At 41.6% G+C, this 19,966-nt stretch carries 19 protein-coding genes and 1 other RNA gene; 10 read left to right on the forward strand and 10 right to left on the reverse strand.

Features of this window, described 5'->3' with window-relative positions:
• Positions 1–214 precede the first annotated feature (214 nt).
• The 5 genes from petA to AC27JR_RS06105 all read left to right on the forward strand — a co-directional run bounded on the left by petA (position 215) and on the right by AC27JR_RS06105 (position 3,953).
• Complete coding sequence (gene petA, locus AC27JR_RS06085; RefSeq protein ID WP_010390661.1) at positions 215–805, forward strand: ubiquinol-cytochrome c reductase iron-sulfur subunit; 591 nt, start codon at positions 215–217, stop codon at positions 803–805.
• Positions 805–2,070 carry a cytochrome b gene (locus tag AC27JR_RS06090; RefSeq protein ID WP_010390662.1) on the forward strand — a complete coding sequence of 422 codons (1,266 nt, stop codon included), beginning with the start codon at positions 805–807 and terminating at the stop codon, positions 2,068–2,070. The genes petA and AC27JR_RS06090 overlap by 1 nt, the downstream gene beginning before the upstream one ends.
• A complete protein-coding gene (locus AC27JR_RS06095; protein ID WP_487173075.1) occupies positions 2,067–2,810 on the forward strand; it encodes a cytochrome c1 in 744 nt (247 codons plus the stop codon). The genes AC27JR_RS06090 and AC27JR_RS06095 overlap by 4 nt, the downstream gene beginning before the upstream one ends.
• A gap of 79 nt (positions 2,811–2,889) precedes the next feature.
• Positions 2,890–3,516, forward strand: a complete 627-nt coding sequence (gene sspA / locus AC27JR_RS06100) for a stringent starvation protein SspA (protein ID WP_008110861.1) — start codon at positions 2,890–2,892, stop codon at positions 3,514–3,516.
• Positions 3,516–3,953, forward strand: coding sequence for a ClpXP protease specificity-enhancing factor (locus AC27JR_RS06105; RefSeq protein ID WP_008110860.1), 438 nt, complete (start codon positions 3,516–3,518; stop codon positions 3,951–3,953). Before sspA ends, AC27JR_RS06105 begins: the two co-directional genes overlap by 1 nt.
• A 538-nt stretch (positions 3,954–4,491) precedes the next feature.
• On the opposite strand, the gene AC27JR_RS06110 is transcribed toward AC27JR_RS06105, so the two are convergent.
• From AC27JR_RS06110 to AC27JR_RS06130, 5 genes are all read right to left on the reverse strand, one after another.
• Positions 4,492–4,722, reverse strand: coding sequence for a hypothetical protein (locus AC27JR_RS06110; RefSeq protein ID WP_487173076.1), 231 nt, complete (start codon positions 4,720–4,722; stop codon positions 4,492–4,494).
• A gap of 707 nt (positions 4,723–5,429) precedes the next feature.
• Positions 5,430–5,996, reverse strand: coding sequence for a division/outer membrane stress-associated lipid-binding lipoprotein (dolP, locus tag AC27JR_RS06115; RefSeq protein WP_262976644.1), 567 nt, complete (start codon positions 5,994–5,996; stop codon positions 5,430–5,432).
• Positions 5,989–6,582 carry an SIS domain-containing protein gene (locus tag AC27JR_RS06120; RefSeq protein WP_008110721.1) on the reverse strand — a complete coding sequence of 198 codons (594 nt, stop codon included), beginning with the start codon at positions 6,580–6,582 and terminating at the stop codon, positions 5,989–5,991. Before AC27JR_RS06120 ends, dolP begins: the two co-directional genes overlap by 8 nt.
• Positions 6,583–6,723: 141 nt before the next feature.
• The gene (locus AC27JR_RS06125; RefSeq protein WP_008110719.1) at positions 6,724–7,095 is read right to left on the reverse strand and encodes a YraN family protein; all 372 of its coding nucleotides are present in this window, start codon (positions 7,093–7,095) and stop codon (positions 6,724–6,726) included.
• A gap of 9 nt (positions 7,096–7,104) precedes the next feature.
• A complete protein-coding gene (locus AC27JR_RS06130) occupies positions 7,105–8,985 on the reverse strand; it encodes a penicillin-binding protein activator (RefSeq protein WP_487173077.1) in 1,881 nt (626 codons plus the stop codon).
• A 60-nt stretch (positions 8,986–9,045) separates the two neighbouring features.
• On the opposite strand from AC27JR_RS06130, the gene rsmI reads away from it, so the two are divergent.
• Both rsmI and rnpB read left to right on the forward strand, forming a co-directional pair.
• Entirely contained in the window at positions 9,046–9,903 is an 858-nt protein-coding gene (gene rsmI / locus AC27JR_RS06135; protein ID WP_487173078.1) for a 16S rRNA (cytidine(1402)-2'-O)-methyltransferase, read from the forward strand.
• A gap of 42 nt (positions 9,904–9,945) precedes the next feature.
• An RNA gene (gene rnpB, locus AC27JR_RS06140) (RNase P RNA component class A) lies at positions 9,946–10,311 on the forward strand.
• Positions 10,312–11,078: 767 nt separating this feature from the next.
• Here rnpB and AC27JR_RS06145 read toward each other — a convergent pair.
• On the reverse strand, positions 11,079–12,170 hold the full coding sequence (locus AC27JR_RS06145; RefSeq protein ID WP_487173079.1) for a mechanosensitive ion channel family protein: 1,092 nt from the start codon (positions 12,168–12,170) through the stop codon (positions 11,079–11,081).
• Positions 12,171–12,656: 486 nt separating this feature from the next.
• Between AC27JR_RS06145 and AC27JR_RS06150 the strand changes: the two genes are divergently transcribed.
• Positions 12,657–13,604, forward strand: coding sequence for a YihY/virulence factor BrkB family protein (locus tag AC27JR_RS06150; protein WP_487173080.1), 948 nt, complete (start codon positions 12,657–12,659; stop codon positions 13,602–13,604).
• 19 nt (positions 13,605–13,623) lie between these two features.
• Here the strand turns inward: AC27JR_RS06150 and AC27JR_RS06155 are convergent, their stop codons facing one another.
• Complete coding sequence (locus AC27JR_RS06155) at positions 13,624–16,662, reverse strand: bifunctional diguanylate cyclase/phosphodiesterase (RefSeq protein ID WP_487173081.1); 3,039 nt, start codon at positions 16,660–16,662, stop codon at positions 13,624–13,626.
• Between the two features lie 493 nt (positions 16,663–17,155).
• On the opposite strand from AC27JR_RS06155, the gene AC27JR_RS06160 reads away from it, so the two are divergent.
• Positions 17,156–17,998, forward strand: coding sequence for a pirin family protein (locus AC27JR_RS06160; RefSeq protein WP_487173082.1), 843 nt, complete (start codon positions 17,156–17,158; stop codon positions 17,996–17,998).
• Positions 17,999–18,016: 18 nt separating this feature from the next.
• Here the strand turns inward: AC27JR_RS06160 and AC27JR_RS06165 are convergent, their stop codons facing one another.
• From AC27JR_RS06165 to AC27JR_RS06175, 3 genes are read right to left on the reverse strand one after another with little or no spacing between them, the layout of a single operon-like run.
• Entirely contained in the window at positions 18,017–18,259 is a 243-nt protein-coding gene (locus AC27JR_RS06165) for a hypothetical protein (protein WP_487173083.1), read from the reverse strand.
• Between the two features lie 13 nt (positions 18,260–18,272).
• Positions 18,273–18,716: a hypothetical protein gene (locus AC27JR_RS06170; protein WP_487173084.1), complete on the reverse strand. Its 444-nt coding sequence runs from the start codon at positions 18,714–18,716 to the stop codon at positions 18,273–18,275.
• Positions 18,717–18,721: 5 nt separating this feature from the next.
• The gene (locus tag AC27JR_RS06175; RefSeq protein WP_487173085.1) at positions 18,722–19,039 is read right to left on the reverse strand and encodes a DUF883 domain-containing protein; all 318 of its coding nucleotides are present in this window, start codon (positions 19,037–19,039) and stop codon (positions 18,722–18,724) included.
• A gap of 454 nt (positions 19,040–19,493) precedes the next feature.
• Here AC27JR_RS06175 and mraZ point away from each other — a divergent pair, with 454 nt between their 5' ends.
• Entirely contained in the window at positions 19,494–19,952 is a 459-nt protein-coding gene (gene mraZ / locus AC27JR_RS06180) for a division/cell wall cluster transcriptional repressor MraZ (RefSeq protein WP_010390682.1), read from the forward strand.
• Positions 19,953–19,966 lie beyond the last annotated feature (14 nt).

Here is a 19,966-nt window from a genome sequence, read left to right on the forward strand (position 1 = left end):
GAAGCGATACTATAGTCATTTGGTTTCATACTCGAGCTTACTTAATCAACTATTTGAGCAAGTCAGGTTTATTCGAGCAGGAGGCTGTGAATAACCTTGTTTTAAGCAAGGGTTTTAATTATGATCGTTTCTCTTTTAAAATTCGAAAAATTAACCTGCTGTAACTGATGTTCTCAATATAGCAAGTGTTGAGAATCATAGTGGAGATAAGTGGATGAGCAATGCGCCTGTAGACAATGGCCGACGTCGCTTTTTAACCATAGCTACCTCTGTTGTTGGTGGTGTTGGTGCGGCTGGGGCTGCTGTTCCTTTTATTGCGTCTTGGAATCCAAGTGAGCGAGCTAAATCTGCGGGTGCGCCTGTAGAAGTAGATATCAGCAAACTTGAGCCAGGACAATTAATACGTGTCGAGTGGCGTGGTAAACCTGTATGGGTTGTATCACGGACCCCAAAAATGCTTGAGCAGATGAAAGAACATGAAGGTCAACTTCGTGATCCGCAATCGCAAGAGCCACAACAATTAGAATCATCAACCAATGATTTCCGTTCATTACGCCCAGAGATTTTTGTCGCTGTAGGTATTTGTACGCATTTGGGTTGTTCACCTAGCTTTTTACAAGGTGGCTTTGGTGAGAAAGTGGAAGGGACTGATGACGGTTTTTACTGTCCATGTCACGGTTCTAAGTTTGATATGGCTGGCCGTGTATTCCAATCGGTACCTGCACCATTAAATTTAGAAATTCCACCTTATACTTTTCTTGATGAGACCACTATTTTAGTGGGCGAAGAACAAGGGGTGGCCTAATGTTTGGTAAAATTGTTGAGTGGATAGACGACCGTATCCCAATGACACGTGTTTGGAACATGCACATTGCACAGTATCCAGCACCGAAAAACTTTAACTTCTGGTACTTCTTCGGCTCTCTAGCTATGTTAGTACTAGTAAACCAAATACTTACAGGTATTTGGTTAACGATGAACTATGTACCATCTGCTGAAGGTGCATTTGCTTCAGTAGAATACATCATGCGTGATGTAGAGTACGGTTGGTTATTACGTTATTTGCATTCAACGGGTGCATCTGCGTTTTTCATCGTTGTTTACATGCACATGTTCCGTGGCATGATCTACGGTTCTTACCAAAAACCACGTGAATTACTGTGGTTATTCGGTATGTTCATTTTCTTAGCCCTAATGGCTGAAGCATTCATGGGTTACTTATTACCATGGGGCCAAATGTCGTTCTGGGGTGCGCAGGTAATCATTTCATTATTCGGGGCTATCCCGGTTATTGGTGATGACTTAACACTGTGGATCCGTGGTGACTATGTAATTTCAGGTGCAACGCTTAACCGCTTCTTTGCATTACACGTAATTGCACTGCCATTGGTTATTGTTATCTTAGTATTTTTACACATTGTTGCACTACACGAAGTGGGTTCTAATAACCCAGACGGTATTGATAACAAACGTAAAAAAGGAACTGTGGCTGAAGAAGACAAGCCTAAATTTAAGTTCCATGAATACTACACTGATAAAAAAGACATTATTGATGCGATTCCGTTCCACCCTTATTACACAGTAAAAGATATTGTGGGCGTGGTTGGTTTCTTAATCTTGTTCTGTTGGGTTGTGTTCTTTATGCCTGCTATGGGTGGTTTCTTCTTAGAAGCGCCAAACTTTGAAGCAGCTAACCCACTTAAAACACCAGAGCATATTTTCCCTGTTTGGTACTTCACGCCATTCTATGCAATCTTACGTGCAATCCCTGACAAACTAATGGGTGTTGCTGCAATGGGTGCATCAATTGTCGTGCTAGCTTTATTACCTTGGATTGACCGTGGTTCGGTTCGTTCAGTTCGTTACCGTTGTGGTTTCCACAAATGGAACATTGCAGGTTTTGTTGTTACTTTCGTTCTTTTAGGTTGGGTTGGTGCTACACCACAAACTGATTTTAAAACGATTGTTTCGCAAGTCTGTACTGTGACTTACTTTATGTTCTTCGTACTGTTATTTGTTTACAGTAAGAATGAAAAAACTAAGCCATTGCCTGAGAGGTTAACGAAATGATGAAAAAGCTATTAATAGGTTTATTTGCTTTATCAATAAACGTGTTACCTGCAATGGCGGCAGGCCCGTCAGTTCCTCTAATGGAAGCGGGTAACGATATATCTGATCAACCTTCTTTGCAGCGTGGCGCAAAGTTGTTCATGAACTACTGTCTTGGTTGTCACCAAATGCAGTATCAACGTTATGAACGTACTTTCCGTGACATTGGTATTCCAACAGAGATTGGTCAAGAGCAACTTATTTTTGATGGTTCAAAAGTGGGTGGTCATATCCTTAATGCTATGGCAAAAGAAGATGCTGCAAAATGGTTTGGTGCGGCTCCGCCGGATCTAACCAACGTTGCGCGTGTGCGTGGCAGTGATTGGATTTACACCTATTTAAAATCGTTTTACAAAGATGAATCTCGTCCGTTTGGCGTAAATAATACGTTATTCCCATCGGTGGGTATGCCACATGTTCTTCAAGAGTTGCAAGGTGTTCCTACTGCAATTACTGAAGAAGTAACAGTAGATGGTAAAACAACCACTCATATTACTGGTACAAAAACAGATGGTACGGGCGAATTAAGTGTAGATGAATATGACCAAGCAGTTCGTGATTTAACGAATTTCCTAGAGTATGTAGGTGAACCTACACGTCTCGAGTCGGAAGCGCTAGGTCTTAAGGTAATCGGATTTTTAATTATCCTATTTATCTTGGCATTTATGCTGAAGAAAGAATACTGGAGAGATGTTCATTAAGTTTGAACATATTTAAAGGTAATTTTGCAATAGGGGCTTAAGCCCCTATTGCTGTTTTAGTTATTTAATGGAGGTAGGCATGGCCGTAGCTGCCAATAAGCGCCCTGTAATGACCCTTTTTTCTGGTGCTAACTGTATGTATAGCCACCAAGTACGCATTGTACTTGCTGAAAAAGGTGTAAGTGTAGATATTCATATGGCTGAAAAGGATAACCTGCCAGAAGCACTTCACGAAATTAACCCTTACGGCACAGTGCCAACACTGATTGACCGTGAGCTTGGTTTATATCAGGCAAACATCATCATGGAATACCTTGATGAACGTTTTCCTCATCCTCCACTAATGCCTGTATATCCGGTCATGCGTGGTCGTAGTCGATTAATGATGCACCGTATTGATACTGATTGGTACAGCCTAGCTGAAAAAATCATTAACAACACATCTGATGCCGCGCAAGCTCGTAAAGAGCTGACAGAAGCATTACTTGCAATAGCACCAATCTTTAGTGAAGCGCCTTACTTTATGAGTGAAGAGTTTAGCTTAGTTGATTGTTACTTAGCTCCACTGTTATGGCGTTTACCAGAGTTTGGTATTGAGCTAAATGGTGCAGGCTCTAAAGAACTTAAAGAGTATATGATTCGTTTATTTGAACGTGAATCATTCCAAGCTTCTTTAACTGAAGCAGAGCGTGAGATCCGTTTATAATGACTTCTAATCGTCCTTATTTACTACGCGCTTTTTTTGATTGGATTGTTGATAACGAATGCACGCCACACTTAGTGGTTAATGCTGACTTTCCTGCAGTGCAAGTGCCAACACAATTTGTCCAAGATGGCCAAATTGTATTGAACATAAGCCCTTCAGCGGTTACGCAGTTTTCGTTAGATAATACTCAGCTTAGCTTTAATGCGCGCTTTGGCGGCCAGCCAATGCAAGTGTACGTGCCTTTAGGGGCTGTACTTGCAATATATGCACGCGAGAATGGCGAAGGCACAGTCTTTACTGCAGATGAGTTTTTAGAGGACGAAGACGATTTTGCTCCAGAGCTTGAAAGTGTCGATTCATCACCAGAGATAGTTGATGAAACGCCAGCTCCTAAGCCTGAAAAGAAAAAAGGCTCACATTTACGCGTTATAAAATAATTAGTAAATGTTAGAAAAAAACCGCTTAATAAGCGGTTTTTTTATGTCTGTATAAATGTGAAAGTTCACGGGCGACGGGCGACGGGCGACGGGCGACGGGCGACGGGCGACGGGCTGCGAGATGCGAGGCATTATGCCGTGCAGGATTGGTTTAAGTTCAAGGGCGACGAGCTGCGAGGAACGGGTTAAGGTTGATTGGTGTAGCAGCGGGTTTACCCCGCCTCTTTTAGTGATTTTATTTACCACAGAGGGTGCAGAGCACACAGAGAAAATGATTAAAAACATGTTTTATTTGCTTTGTCTTCTCTGTGTAGCGCGAAGCGCCTCGGTGTACTCTGTGGTAAGAATGTTTTGTAGGCGGGGCTTTATGCCGCGCAAGTTTGATTTTAAAGTTCACGGGCAACGGGCAACGGGCAACGGGCTGCGAGAGGCGGGTTAAAATTGATTGGTGTCGCTGCGAATTTATTCCGCATCTTTTAGTGATTCTATTTACCACAGAGGGTGCAGAGCACACAGAGAAAATGTTTAAAAACATATTTTATTTGCTTTGTCTTCTCTGTGTAGCGCGAAGCGCCTCTGTGTACTCTGTGGTAAGAATGTTTTGTAGGCGGGGCTTTATGCCGCGCAAGTTTGATTTAAGTTCACGGGCGACGGGCTGCGAGAAACGGGTTAAGATTGACTGGTGTAGCAGCGGATTTATTCCGCGTCTTTTAGTGATTCTATTTACCACAGAAGGTGCAGAGCACACAGAGGAAATGATTAAAGACATGTTTTATTTTCCTTGTCTTCTCTGTGTAGCGCGAAGCGCCTCGGTGTACTCTGTGGTAAGAAATGTTTTGTAGGTGGGGCTTTATGCCGTGCAGGATTGGTTTAAGTTCAAGGGCGACGAGCTGCGAGGAACGGGTTAAGGTTGATTGGTGTAGCAGCGGGTTTACCCCGCGTCTTTTAGTGATTTTATTTACCACAGAGGGTGCATAGCACACAGAGAAAATGATTAAAAACATGTTTTATTTGCTTTGTCTTCTCTGTAAGAATGTTTTGTAGGCGGGGCTTTATGCCACGCAGGTGGTTTAAATCCTCGGGTGACGGGCTACGAGGAACGGGTTAAGATTGACTGGTGTAGCAGCGGATTTATTCCGCGTCTTTTTAGTGATTCTATTTACCACAGAGGGGGCTGAGCACACAGAGAAAATGATTAAAAACATGTTTTATTTGCTTTGTCTTCTCTGTGAAGCGCGAAGCGCCTCGGTGTTCTCTGTGGTAAGAAATGTTTTGTAGGCGAGGCTTTATGCCGCGCAGGATCAGTTTAAGTTCACGAGCGACGAGTTACGGGCCTAAAACCTTGAACCTAATACCGACGCGGGATAACCCCGCTGCTACAGACATAAAAAACCTTGCGATATTAACCGCAAGGTATTTAAATTTCTCGAACCTCGAACCTCGAACCTCGAACCTCGAACCTCGAACCTGATACTTTTACAAATACTCAAACACTTTAATTACCCGCTCTACGCCAGAGACGTTACGAGCTATATTTACGGCTTGGTTTGCTTCAGCGTCAGATACTAACCCCATTAAGTACACTTCAGCATTTTCAGTCACTACTTTTATATTATTACTGCTGATGTTTTCAGCGGCTAAAAGCTGCGCTTTTACTTTTGAGGTTAACCATGAGTCGTGTGTTTGCGTGGTAATGCCAATATTAGAGCCAATGCGAAGTTGGTTATGAATTTTGCGAATACCAGATAGGTTCTCAATGGTTTTAAACGCTTGGTTTTTCATTTCTTGGTTAGGCACTTGGCCTACCATTAAAACCACGCCATTTACGCTTATAACGCTGATATGAGCAAACTTATTAAGGCGTTCATCTTCGCTAATAGCAATACTGGCTTTTATTTCAATATTGTTGTCGTCTATTTGCGAGCCAATGGTTCGTCTATCGTTAGCGGCAGTAACAGCACTGGCTGTACCGGCGACCACAGCTGCGGCACAACCTTGCAATAACACAACAGTGCCTAAGATAATTAGGGAGCGTTTAAACATAATTTTCGTCCTGCGGGAAAAGGGTTAAATCCACCAACTCACTTAAACAGTGAAGGTTCACTAAATGCGATTCAATAATGCGACTCGGGCGTTTAGACGGCGTACGAATTTCAACATCGTTATGGCCAAGCAAGCCAACGAGTTCGCCGCCATCATCGCCTACCATTACTATGACCTTCATATCTTTGGTAAGTGCCGCTTCTACTGCAGAAATTATGTGTTTTTCATTACCATTAATGGCAAGTACCAATAATAAGTCACCTTGCTGAGCAAAGGCACGAACTTGGCGTGCAAATGTATCGTGGTCATCTATTTGATTGCCTTGGCCCAAGTTAATATTTTCTTGTGAGAGAGCGATTGCAGGTAAGCAGGGACGTTCTGTTTCGTAAAAATTAACCAGTACGCCTGCCATGTGTTGTGCCAGCATATGGCAATTTGCAGTACCGCAACAGATCAACTTATTCCCATTGATCAGGCTTTGTGCAATGGTAAATGCCGCTGATTCTAACGCGCTTGGCAACACTTCGCCTGCGGCTATTTGAACTTGAATACTTTCTTTAAAAATTTCTTTAATTGTATCTTGCATGGGTTACCAACAATTTATCTCTAATTCTGTGTGAGCTCACACCGGCTTTATTAAAAGGTAATTATTTTAGGCGTTAGCTAATGTTTAACTGTATGCTCAACATGAAGCTGTTGTAATCGTCTTATTTTTATACATCAGACATTAAAATACGTTTTTCAGCCAGTTAATATGTAATGACGGTTCGCCTGTTATAGCTACGTAATCAATACGTAATGGCTGGTTTTTTAAGTTTTTAGCACCAAGGTAATGATAAATAGTGCGCTTTAACTTAGCTTGCTTTTGCGGGCTTAGCGCATAATTAGCGCCGCCTTTTATGTTATTTTTACGAAACTTAACTTCAACAAACACTAAGGTGTCACCGTCTTTCATAATGACATCAAGTTCACCGTAGGGGCAGTAGTAATTACGCTCAATCGCTTTTAAACCTTGCGCTTCTAAATACTTTTGCGCTTGGCGCTCATAATACTGGCCTTTTTCACGACTATTTTGCCACAGCTGTTTAAACCACGACATGCTAACCCCTTAGTTAATAATGGTTATGCCATCGTTTGCCGACTGCATAAATAGCGGCACAGGGCGTTGTGTTTTTAATTCCACAGGTTTTATACGGCGATTGCTGTACTGCGCCCATTGCAGTGATCGTTCAATATCACCGGCACTATTAATGGACAATTTACCGCTTAAGCCTGAAAAGTATTTATCGGGTGTAATGCTCAGCTGTCTAATATCATTCAGCATGGCGACGGCATCGTAGGCCATGGCAAATAAACGTTGGCTAATATCAGCCTGTTCAGGCCATAAATCATTATATTGCTTACGAAGATTATGCTGCGTAATTTGTGAGTCTAACATCCAAGGAAGTTCGGTAAAATAGAGCCCGTCTAAATCGCCTTTGTCAGTGGTATCTATTTGCTTACTATGACTTTTAGAGCTGGCGTAAATAGGGATTCTGTCGGCAAAGGTGCTTACGTTAACATCTAGGTAAGGCTTAATTAATCGGGTCTCTATGGCGTCACCTAATATGTAAATTGCATCAATATCGCCACGTGAGCGGGTTTCACTTTCTACTTCTTTATTGAAAAGTGTTTTAACCGATTTAATACGCTCTTTTGATTTATCAACTTCTAGCAAGCTGGTAATGGTATTGGGCATATCTTTATTATCGTTGTAAAAGCCAACTTGTGTGGTTGTTTCACTATAGCGTTGCCATTGCAGATTAAAGTAGTCAATTAAGCGCTGACCATTGGTATTATTTGGCGCTAGCAACATAGGTTTTTGATAACCTTGGGCTAAAAAGTGCTCTAGGGTTTGTTGTACTTCATGCTCAGGATTAAGCGCAAAAAAGTAGTGCTGCAGAGAGGTTCGTTCGCCATCAAAGGTATTTAAATGTAATGTGGGTATATCGAGTAATATATTGGTATTAGCAAGCTTATCTATATTGGCTTTTAATAGCGGGCCAATAACAAAGTCCGGTTGTAATTGTGTTATCTGTGCACTTAACGCTTCGGTTTCGGCATTTTCATCAATAAACAGCGTTTCGCTAATCTCTTTTTTATCAAGCGCAGCCAGTATGCCTGCTTTTAATGCATCCCCTAAGCGCTTGTTAGCACCTGACTGAGGTAATAGCACAACTAAGCGTTCAATATTTAGTGGTGCTAATTCATTGGCGTAGGTATCTTGTTTTGGTAGAACATTGGTACCAGGGTGCCCAAGGTAACGGCGGCGCCAATTATTAATCGCTTGGTCTAAATCAACAGAGCTGTTGGCATAAACCTGATGATACAAAGCTAAGTTAACCCAGCCTTGTTGAATAACCGAGCCACGGTTAAATCGCTCTAATGCATACGAAGAAAGCTGCTTTAAATTATGCCAAAGTGCGTCATTAAGTTTAGGGATAGAAATATTATTTTTTGCTACCGATTCAGATGCAGCAAAAAAGTAAGGAGCAGCACGTTTTGGTAAATCTTGCGACGCAAAAATGCTGGCCGTTAAAAATTGGTGCCAAGCAAAATGTTCAGGTTGCTTAAGTTGCCCCTCCAGTGAATTTAGTACCTCAAGTGCTTGCTGATTTTTATTTTGCTCTTTTTGCGCAAAGGCAATATATAAACGATTTTGAATTTGATCAACACTGGCGGTAAGTGCAAGTTCAGTGCATATTTTTTCGAGTAGCGGCCAGTTTTCTTCTGTAATTGCGCTATCACGAGCACTATAAAGTAGCTGGATTTTATCAGCGCCATAGCGGTTTTGCGCTAATTGGTAAATAGATTGCGCATTCAGTGCTTCATTTTTCAGCGTATTGGCACTGTTACTTAAGTTATCGCTGGTTTTAGTTGGTTTTTCGGTTGTGCTACACGCCGATAACCCTGACAATATAATTAATAGACTAACTAGTTTAAGTCGCACAATGATTTCCCATACGTTAACGCGATTTGCTTATATTACTGACTGACGCAGGAGACCTCAATGTTAAATGAGGAGAATTCACAGAAAATTGGCACTCTTTACGTTGTTGCCACCCCAATCGGCAATTATGACGACTTAAGTCAGCGTGCAATCGCGACATTATCGCAGGTTGACTTAATCGCGGCTGAAGACACTCGCCATACTGGTAAGCTACTTAGCCACTTTGGTATTAAGGCTAAAACCTTTGCGTTACATGACCATAATGAAAAGCAAAAAGCGCAGCAAATTATCGACCAACTTAATCAAGGGTTAAATATTGCACTGGTCTCTGATGCCGGCACGCCGCTTATAAGCGATCCTGGCTATGCGGTGGTTAACTTATGTCGTGAGCAAGGCGCAAGTGTAACACCCGTGCCTGGTGCATGTGCTGCTATTACAGCGGTATGTTGTTCTGGGTTACCTACTGATCGTTTTCAATTTATTGGTTTTACGCCTGCTAAAAGTAAAGCGCGCCAAGACTTTTTTATAGATGCGGTTAACTCAAGTATTACCAGTATTATGTATGAAAGTACCCACCGTATTATGGCAAGTCTTGACGATTTAGAAGCAGCACTCGGTAGTGAGCAACAGGTGGTATTTGCCAAAGAGCTCACGAAAACCTTTGAAACCTTTTTTAATGGCACCGTGACTGAGTTAAAGCAGTTTTTAACTGACGATCCAACTAAACAACGTGGCGAAATAGTACTCATGCTGCCAGGGAAAGCTAAGGTAGTTGACGATATTCCGCCAGAAGCCCGTAAAATGTTAGCGTTACTCGAAAACGAAATGCCAATGAAAAAAGCGTGTGGTGTAGTAGCCGATTACTTCGGCATGAAGAAAAACGCGCTGTATAAAACAATTATTGAAGAAAAACAGTAAATGTTTACTGCGTAGTGTTGTGCTCTCATGTATACTGCGCGCCGAGTTAGCCAAGATAATCGCTGCCTGTGACGAAAATGATCAGGGGGAGGAAAGTCCGGGCTCCACAGGGCAGAGTGCCAGTTAACGGCTGGGGGGCGTGAGCCCACGACAAGTGCAGCAGAGAGAAGACCGCCAATCTTCGGATTGGTAAGGGTGAAAGGGTGCGGTAAGAGCGCACCGGGCCGCTAGTAATAGTCGGTTGCAAGGTAAACTCCACTCGGAGCAAGACCAAATAGGGTTCCTTATGGCGTGGCCCACGTTGGAACCGGGTAGGTTGCTTGAGCCATAGAGCGATTTATGGCCTAGACGAATGATTATCACTTTCTTCGGAAAGGACAGAACCCGGCTTACCGGCTAACTCACTCATTCAATAAAAAAGCCCGCAGTTAACGCTGCGGGCTTTTTTGTGTTTGAAATAAGCTGTCAGGTTCCAGCCGGGAGGCGGGTTGCGGGCGGCGAGAGACGAGCGACGAGGAACGGGTTAAGATTGACTGGTGTAGCAGCGGGTTTATCCCGCGTCTGGTTAAAGACAAAGGTTCTAGGTGCTAGGTATTAGGTATTAGGTATTAGGTTTTAGGTAGAGATTAAGCCAAGCACGGTGTTTGGGTTCACGGCAGCGGGCGACGAGCCGCGAGAGGCGGGTTAAGGTTGATTGATGTAGCAGCGGGTTTCCCCCGCGTCTGGTTAAAGACAAAGGTTCTAGGTATTAGGTATTAGGTAGAGATTAAGCCAAGCACGGTGTTTGGATTAGACGTAGGCGGGGCTTTATGTCGCGTCTGTTAGTGATTTTATTTACTACAGAGGTAAAGAGAACACAGAGGAAATGATTAAAGACATGGTTTATTTGCTTTATCTTCTCTGTGTAGCGCGAAGCGCCTCGGTGTACTCTGTGGTTCAAAATGATTTTTAAAGCGGGGCTTTATGCCTCGCAGGTTTGGTTTAAGTTCATGGGTGACGGGTGACGGGTGACGGGTGACGGGCCTAAAACCTAATACCTAAAACCTAATAACGACGCGAGGTGAACCCGCTGCTACAGGTATAAAAAAACCTTGTAATATTAACTGCAAGGTTTTTAAATTTCTCGAACCTCGAACCTCGAACCTCGAACCTCGAACCTCGAACCTCGAACCTATCTATATAATATTTTTACCTTGCTCCGGGTCGCGCGATTCATCGGCTTGCTCGCGAATATCATCCGTATCACTGCTTACATCATCAATACCGTGTTCATGCTCTATTGTTTCATGCTTTTGAATATCAGTTTGCTCTGCTGTTGCTGTTTTAGGTTCGCTTGCTGTGGGGTAAATATCTCCACCTTGGCTATTGAGCAAAACACGCTCTCTGGCATCGTCAGGCATGCTTATATTATGTTGTGTAAAGCTGTTGATTAACTCTCGCATAAGCTGTGAGGCTACTTTTACAACGCTGTATTGTTCGCCATTGACCCAAAAGTAAACAGTAAAGTTGATAGTGGCGGAGCCTAAGTTATCAACCAATACTTGAGGAGGCGGATCGCTAAGCACAGAGGTTTGAGCTGATATAACGCTAATAGCAAGACTTTGCGCGCCGCGAATGTCATTATCGTAGCCAATACCAATTGAGAAATGACCGCGCATCTTTGGATTAGCGGTTAAGTTTTTAATGGTATTTTTATACACAGTCGCATTGGGTATTTGAATATGATTGCCATCGTAGTCAACTAAAGTGGTTGCTCTTGCAGTTACTTTTTTAACTATACCTATTCTGCCATCAACTTCTATTACATCATCTATTTTAAACGGACGTTGTACGCTTAGTAACAAGCTGGCGATAAAGTTTTCAGCAATATCCCGAAAGGCAAACCCTAAAATAAGCCCTATTAACCCAGTGCCACTCATAATAGCGACCGCGAATTCAGTCAAGCCAGCCAAACGTAAAAATAGGTAAAACCCGAGTAAAATGATTAAGGTACTAATGCCACGCCTAGCAACTAGGTGTACTAATTTACTGTTGGTCATGTAAGTAACGGGCTTTATTAACAAGCGTGATAATGGGGTGGCGATTAAATAACTAATCACCAAAATAATAATCCCTAAAAACAAAGTGGGCAGTAATTGCACGAATGAGTGTAGTAATTGCATGCTTTGCTCTTTTAAAAAGCCCCATGAAACCGAGTTTGGCTGAACGGTATCGATTGCGGGAATAGATGCGTTATTAGCGAGTGTTGCAATTAAAGCACTTAGCATAGGAGCCATCCATGTTAGGTCGAAGTAATTAGGCTATGTGTACACAATAGCAGCAAGTATAGGGTCTGTTGACCTTTGCGGATTAATATTTGTTCAAACTAGGGGGAATTTAATCGCGGCGCGAGGTTTGTAACCTAGTGGGCTCGATAACTGCTCCTGCGTTATTCTACTGGCTTACATCCATGTAAGAATAAGTAAAAACCGAGCAAAGCTTCCGCGTCCTGCTCACGCCCCTTACCTACATCCATGTAGGCAACAAAGAGTTAATTTCCCCTAGGCAGAACCCGAAGGGCAGCGCCTGTTTGGCATTGATGCTGCGTTATCGCCTATTTATGGGGAATACCACACCACATAGGCTCTGCCTTGCCTAAATACCAAACAGACTGCTGCAAATTTAACCTTGAAAGGTCAACAGACCCTAATATCAAGCAGTATTTGTTTGGTATTAAACTTGCTGTGAATTAAAGCAACAAAGGGGAGTTAACGATGAGTGACTTTAAGCGTGGCCAAAGAGCCAAGCAGCCTAACCATATCCCTCTGCGTGGCTGGTGGGATATTGCAAAGCGAATTATAAAACAAATGAGCCGTGATAATTTATCCTTAGTAGCTGCAGGCGTGGCATTTTATGCGCTTCTTGCTATTTTTCCTGCCATTGCGGCGTTGGTGTCTGTGTATGCTTATTTTGCTTCACCGAACGATATTAGTGCGTATTTAAGTCAATTTATGGCGTTATTGCCGCAAAGTACCCAAGAGATTATTTTGTCTCAGGTTTCAAGCCTTGCGCAAAAGTCTCAAACCAGTTTAAGTCTTAGCGCACTGGGCACTTTACTGCTCACTATTTGGAGTAGCTCTAAGGGCAGCCAAGCTTTGATCACCGCGTGTAATATTAGTTATCACGAATACGAAAAGCGTTCATTTTTTAAGGCGCAACTTGTACGTTTATTATTTTCAGTGGGCGCGATTGTGGTGGCGGTTATAGCATTGGTAATTATAGGTATATTACCGTTAGCACTTAACCTGTTAGGAATTAAAGAGAGTATTGATTTTTTAATCATGCTTATCTCATGGCCATTACTGGCACTAACCTTTAACTTTGCTTTGTTAATTTTATATCGTTACGCGCCTCACAGAAAAGCAGCTAAGTGGCGCTGGGTTACCGTAGGCTCATTCACTGCCACAGTATTATGGATTGTGGCATCTTCTGGCTTTTCATTTTATGTATCTCATTTTGCCAGTTACAACGAAACATATGGCTCTTTAGGTGGGGTGGTTATTATGCTTATGTGGCTATTTATTAGCGCTTATATCATTATTTTGGGAGCCACAATCAATGCTGCGTTAGAGCAGCAAACAGCGCAAGACAGCACGATAGGCCCAGATAAAAAAAGAGGGCAGCGAGGCGCATATGTTGCAGACCACCTCGATACTCAGTAACCAAGACTAAATAACTATTTTAGTTTAAGTTAATTACTTGGTTTGTTGTTATCAGCTGCATAAACGATGTTTTGTGCAGTGGCTTTGAAAACAAATAGCCTTGGCCATAATCACAACCAGCCTCAAGTAATAAGTCCATTTGTAATTTTGTTTCTATACCCTCGGCAATTACTTTTAAACCAAGCTGATGAGCCATCATAATAATTGCTTCACATAAGGCCAGCTCTTGGCTATCTTTTTGAATATTATCAACAAAGCGTTTATCAATTTTTAGGTAGTCGGTATCCATTTCTTGTAAGTAAGCAAGCGATGAGTAACCTGTACCAAAATCATCTAGTGCCAATTGCATCCCCGACTTAACCAAGGCTTTTAAGCGGCTTTGGGTAAGCTCTTCAGGATTAACCATCAAGCCTTCAGTAATTTCTGCCACAATACTCGATGCAGGTAAATTTGCTGCCTCAAGCATGTCGTACCAATCGTCTATGCCACTGTCTGTGGTTGCCAGCTGCACCGGCGATACGTTAATACTGATTTGAAATTCATCTTTAATATGCTTTTTAACATCGTTGAGTGTTTGTAGTGCCTCAGCAAATACAAATTGACCAAGCGCATTTATTTGTCTGGTTTCCTCAGCTAAGGGAATAAAGTCAGCGGGGCTGATCAGGCCTTTTTCTGGGTGCTGCCAGCGAATAAGTCCCTCAGCTTTATGAATATGCAAACCATCAAGCGATACAATAGGCTGGTAATACAACTCAAACTGTTCTAGCTCTATGGCTGAGCGAAGCTCTTTGAGCAACTGCATTCTTGCATTTGCATCTTCACGCATATCATGTGAGAAAAATTCAAAGTCATTGCGGCCGCTATTTTTTGCCTTATACATAGCTTGGTCAGCAGCTTTAAGTAGTTGCTCTGGATTTTGGCCATCATCTGGCGCGCAGGCAATACCAATACTGGCACTGATATACACTTTTTCATCTTCAATAAAAATAGTCGACGCAAGGCTAAGTAACAGTGATTTCGCTATTTGCTTGATGTTATCGCTACCGTGTAAATCACTAAACACAACAACAAATTCATCACCACCAATACGCGCTACAAAATCAGCCTCTTTGGCTGTTTGCACAATTCGCTCAGACACTAACTTAAGCAATCTATCGCCATAATGATGGCCTAAAGTGTCATTAATATCTTTAAAGTGATCAATATCTAACAGCATAATGACCAGTTTTTGGTCGTCGTTGTTAACGCTCGTAAACCGTTTATTTAACCGCTCTTTTAGTTCTAGTCGATTAGGTAAGTCGGTTAAGTGATCAAAATGGGCTTGTCGCCAAATTAGCTCGTCGGCTTGTTTTTTCTCGGTCAAATCGGTAAAAATAGCAATACGACTAGTCGGGACTTTATTTTTGTCGTAAATAGTATCTATGGTTAACCATTCAGCATATAGCTCGCCATTTTTGCGACGATTGGTTATTTCACCTTGCCAACGACCTGTTGTATTTATTGATTGCCACATGTAATCATAAAACTGTTTGTCATGTTTACCCGATGACAAAATACTCACCGTTTTATTGAGTACCTCTTTTCGAGAATACAAAGTAGTTTCACAAAACGCAGGGTTCACATCGTAAATAACCCCATTTTCATCTGTGATTGCCATGCCTTCACTGCTGTTGTTGTAAACTAACGACGCTAAATGCAAAGACTCTTGGTTTTGTTTTCGTTGCGTTATGTTACTAATAACAATTATAAACTCATCGGCTTTTTGCATTGGGCTGATTTTAACTTCAAAGAACTGCTCGTCTTGTTTATCTTCAAGTTCAATAGTAACTGGCTCACTGAGCGGTTTTAAACACGCTTCCACCTGTTTTAAATTGGTAGCACATAATAAACATGACAATTTTTTAGGCGGTGTTGAATGGCTATAATTTAATGATTCAATACGTCCACCAGTATCAAGAATATTGCCATTGGCATCTACGCGTAAAAAAGCATCAGGTAGCGCATTAAGTAAACTATTGAGCTCGTCATGTTTATGTTTAAGGCATGCCTCAGCCGTTAAGCGAGTTTCGGCCATGTATTTAAAACGATGATAAAGTCTATTTAGCTCAGGGCTATTGGGCTGCTCATCATCATGGGGCATATTACCGGCAGCTAAGCGGTTAACAGCCTGCGTTAAACTTTTAATCGGGGTTAAAATGCTTTTATTGACTAATCGTCTAGCCAATACGGCTAAAAGAAGAGTGGCAATTAAAAAACCTAAAACCATTCTTACAAAGTTAATATCTATTTGTTCAAGTGTTTCATCTATTGGTTGAGTAATATAAATAGAGAGTTTATTGTCATTGCCATCACTATAGAGTGTTGTTTGATGAAACACTCTACGTATACCATCTTTTCCTTTAAAAATGACACCAGCTTGCAAGTTATGCGCTAAATCAAACTTTTCCAATTTGTTGCCTAGTCTATTGGCTGAAAAAGGGTAGTTAACTAAAATACTACCGTTTGAGTCAGTAATGATAGCTCTAATTTCTGTCGATAAATTTAAAGTATTAAGTGCCGAGCTCCACCAGTCTAAAGCGATTACGGTCACAATAACGCCTTCAACGTCATTGTTCTTATTTAAGATAGGGTAAGCAAAGTTAATGCTCTGAGCTTTGAGGCTACGATCGTGTTGAAAATGGCCAATACTAAACTCTTTACTGGTGAGCGCGTTTTTAAAATAGGGTCGGTCGCTAATATTAATATTGGTGTCGCTACTTTTTGTGGTACAAATTAGGTCACCATTTTTATTTACTATACCAATATTCGCGATATTACCATTGAGTGTCTTAACATCTAAAAAATATGAAGGACAGGTAGAGGGTAAAGACTTAATGTCTTTTTGTTTTTTTGCTAAAAACTCAGTAACTTTTTTGACATCATCAATCATGCTTTGTTGTTTGATAATGAGTTGCTCAGTGATGGTGCGCACTTTTGTCTCATGCTCTTTAATGGCTGCGTCACGACTAAACCACAAGGTTACTAAAATAATAGCAGCAACAGGTATGCAAATAAGCATAAGAAGACGATAGAGCTGGTGTTTTAATGATGTAGTAAAAATAGTCGTATCCAAATTAGTACAAGGTGAATTGACGCTTGCCAATCCTACTATATATAACCTTTAAACTACTAAGGTTATATCGTAGATTATAAAATAAAAAAGTATGGCATATACTTGAAACTTATTAATTTACTAAAAAAACATGATGAAGTAATAAATTAATCTTTTATATATTTAGGGTCTGTTGACCTTTGCAGATTACAATTTGTTCAAACTAGGGGCGGTTTAATCGCGGCTCGAGGTTTGTAACCTAGTGGGCTAAGTAAAAACCGAGCAACAAAGAGTAAATCGCCCCTAGGTAGAACCCTTCGGGCAGCGCCTGTTTGGCATTGATGCTGCGTTATCGTCTATTCATGGGGAATACCACACCACATAGACGCTGCCTTGCCTAAATACCAAACATACTGCTGGAAATTTAACCTTGAAAGGTCAAAAGACCCAGGGCAAAAAAATGAAGATAACCAAAGTTTTAACTGCTTATGCAACTCAAGATGGGGATGGCGTCAATATTCGTCGTATCCCAGGGTTTGATGGTAAATATTTAGACCCATTTTTAATGATTGATGAGCTTAAATCGGACGATGAGAGCGACTACATTGGTGGTTTTCCTCCTCATCCTCATCGCGGTATCGAAACCTTTACCTACATTCTAAAAGGTGGCTTTGAACATAAAGATCAAATGGGTAACAAAGAAGCGATTCGCGCGGGCGACGTGCAATGGATGAGTACTGGCAGCGGAGTAATGCACAGTGAAATGCCACTTGCTGATGCCGAACAAGGATTACATGGCTTTCAAATCTGGCTTAATATGCCCAGCGCTGAAAAAATGCGTGAGCCGCAATACCAAGATACCACATTACAGCCAGCCCCTAGTTTTACTAATCAACAAGGCGTTAGCCTCAAAGCGTTGGCAGGGACGTGGCAATTTGAGTCACAGCAATTGGCTTCAAGCTTACAAAACTTAGCCGCTAATGGCGCTATTGCCGATGTAGCGCTACCTGTGGGGGAAAGTATTAATTTACCGGCTTTAAAACAGCAAAAAGTGATGATTTATGTACATACTGGGGCGTTAATATCTGCGCAAGGTGACACCTTTGAAGCGGGTAAATTACTTATTCTTGAACCGAGGTGTGAAATTAGTATACATGCTGAAAAAACAGCGGGAGTAGTTATATTGGCAGGCGATCCGCTCAATCAGCCAATTGCTCATATGGGACCCTTTGTAATGACCACTGACGCTGAGATTCGCCAAGCAATTAGTGATTACCAAAATGGTTTTTTTGGTGCGCTATAACAACAAATTCAGGCGCTTTTAAGCAAGCAATTTTAATAACCAACTGTATTTTTTGACCGTGTTGGTATTACCTTTGGCTGATTCCACCAATGCGCCTGCGGTAAAGGCACTAATGAGCCCCACTTTTGTTGCAGCAAAACGTTTGGCTCGATATTTTATTGCCGTAAGGTGCTGACGCTTAAGCTCAGCTCGCGTAGCTACCTGTTCATTTAAGTGGTTCACTCGATTATTCGGTGAATTGATCAAAAAATTGATTAACATGATTATGCGTACCTCAAACTTTAAGCAGTTGCTTTAGGCTATTGAGTGTTTTAGTAAAGCCAATTTTATTGCTTAAGTAAACGGCATTTCTCCACAGCCAAATCAAACATAAAAACTGTAAGCTAATTACTACAGCAATGCTCAGCCAAATCGAGCTAAATAAGTCAAAAGTAGCAAAGCCAACAATACCTAAAAATCCTACCCACAACAACACCAAGCCACTGGCGAAACATCCTAGCAAAATAGTGATCAGCGCTAAGGATCTTAGCGATAGTTTCCACTCTGCTATTGCCAACTGATGCGTCAACTTTCCTTGTTGCTGATAATCATCCTTGAGTTGAGCCGCATAGTCAGCAAGCTTGGCGATATGATCTTGCCAATCATCGGTTTGAGTTGCATCCGATGGCGATGAGCCTGTCTGCTCAGATCCACTTGATGTTGTATTAAGGTCTTGCATCCGTATTACTTACGACGAAATAGTGCAGTAACTAACATACCCGCAGCAAATGCAATACCTGCCGTTGCTAGTGGGTTTTCTGATGCTAGCTGGCGAGTCTTAGAAGTACATTCTTCTAACTTCTCGCGCGCTGCAAGTTGTTTTTCGTTCAGCGCTTCTGCTGAGCTGCTTGCTCCTTTACGAACGCCACTTTCTGCTGCTGCTGCTTTGCTTGAAAGCGCATCTACTGCGTCATGTGCAGCCGAGGTTGCTTTATCGGTGAGTGGTGCTTCATTGTCTTGTTTTGTATCAATGGGTGTTTTACTTTTAGTTGCCGTAGCCATAATCAATCCTTAATAGTCTTTTAGAAGTAATTAAACAGGTGCAATGATTGAACCATTTTTTAAGCTTCTGTTTTGTAATAACTTTTAATTTTAACGCTGACTTTTACGTGTTTATTGCTGTAACTATTGCGACAACGGTTTGTAATTTTTACAAACAAAAAATTGTAACTATTCACTGTTTATTCATTAAGCAAATAATGCCAACAAGTTAATAAAAAAACCGATGAAAAAAATTTTTATCGGTTGATCAGGTTTTTTATCAAACAATTCAATCGCTTTAATCTGAGCCTTATTTTTTCTGGCTTAGCGGGGCGCTAAAGCTGGGTGAGTTACTTGACAAAAAGGCTTGTCAAGCCCTAAACTGGAGCACTGTGGTAAAAAGTGGTGTTTAGTGGATCAAACTGGATCGGGTTAATCAAAAAGTTGATTAAAATAATTTTACAATAGGCTTTTTATGTTTCGTGGCGCAAGTTCACTGAGTTTGGATGATAAAGGACGTTTTGCGGTACCAACAAAGTACCGAGACACGCTATTGTCTGAAGATCAGGGAACGGTTATTTGCACCGTTGCACTCAATGAGCCTTGCCTTTGGTTATACCCGCTTGCTGAATGGTTAGAAATAGAAAGCCGTTTAGCCAAAATATCTAATATGAACCCTAGAGCGCGACGAATGCAACGTATGTTGTTAGGTAATGCGACAGAATATCAGCTTGATAAAAACGGTCGAATTTTGCTGGCGCCTTCTTTGCGCTCACATGCAGAACTTGGCAAAAAAATTATGCTGGTGGGCTTAATGAATAAATTTGAGATTTGGGATGAGGCGCGTTGGCACGAACAAATGCGCCAAGACACTGAGCTTGAAAGGCTTGGCGAATTTGAACCGAATGACGATTTAGATAACTTTACCCTCTAGCAGCAAAACAAAAA

Source organism: Pseudoalteromonas sp. NH0006-26, assembly GCF_057552415.1.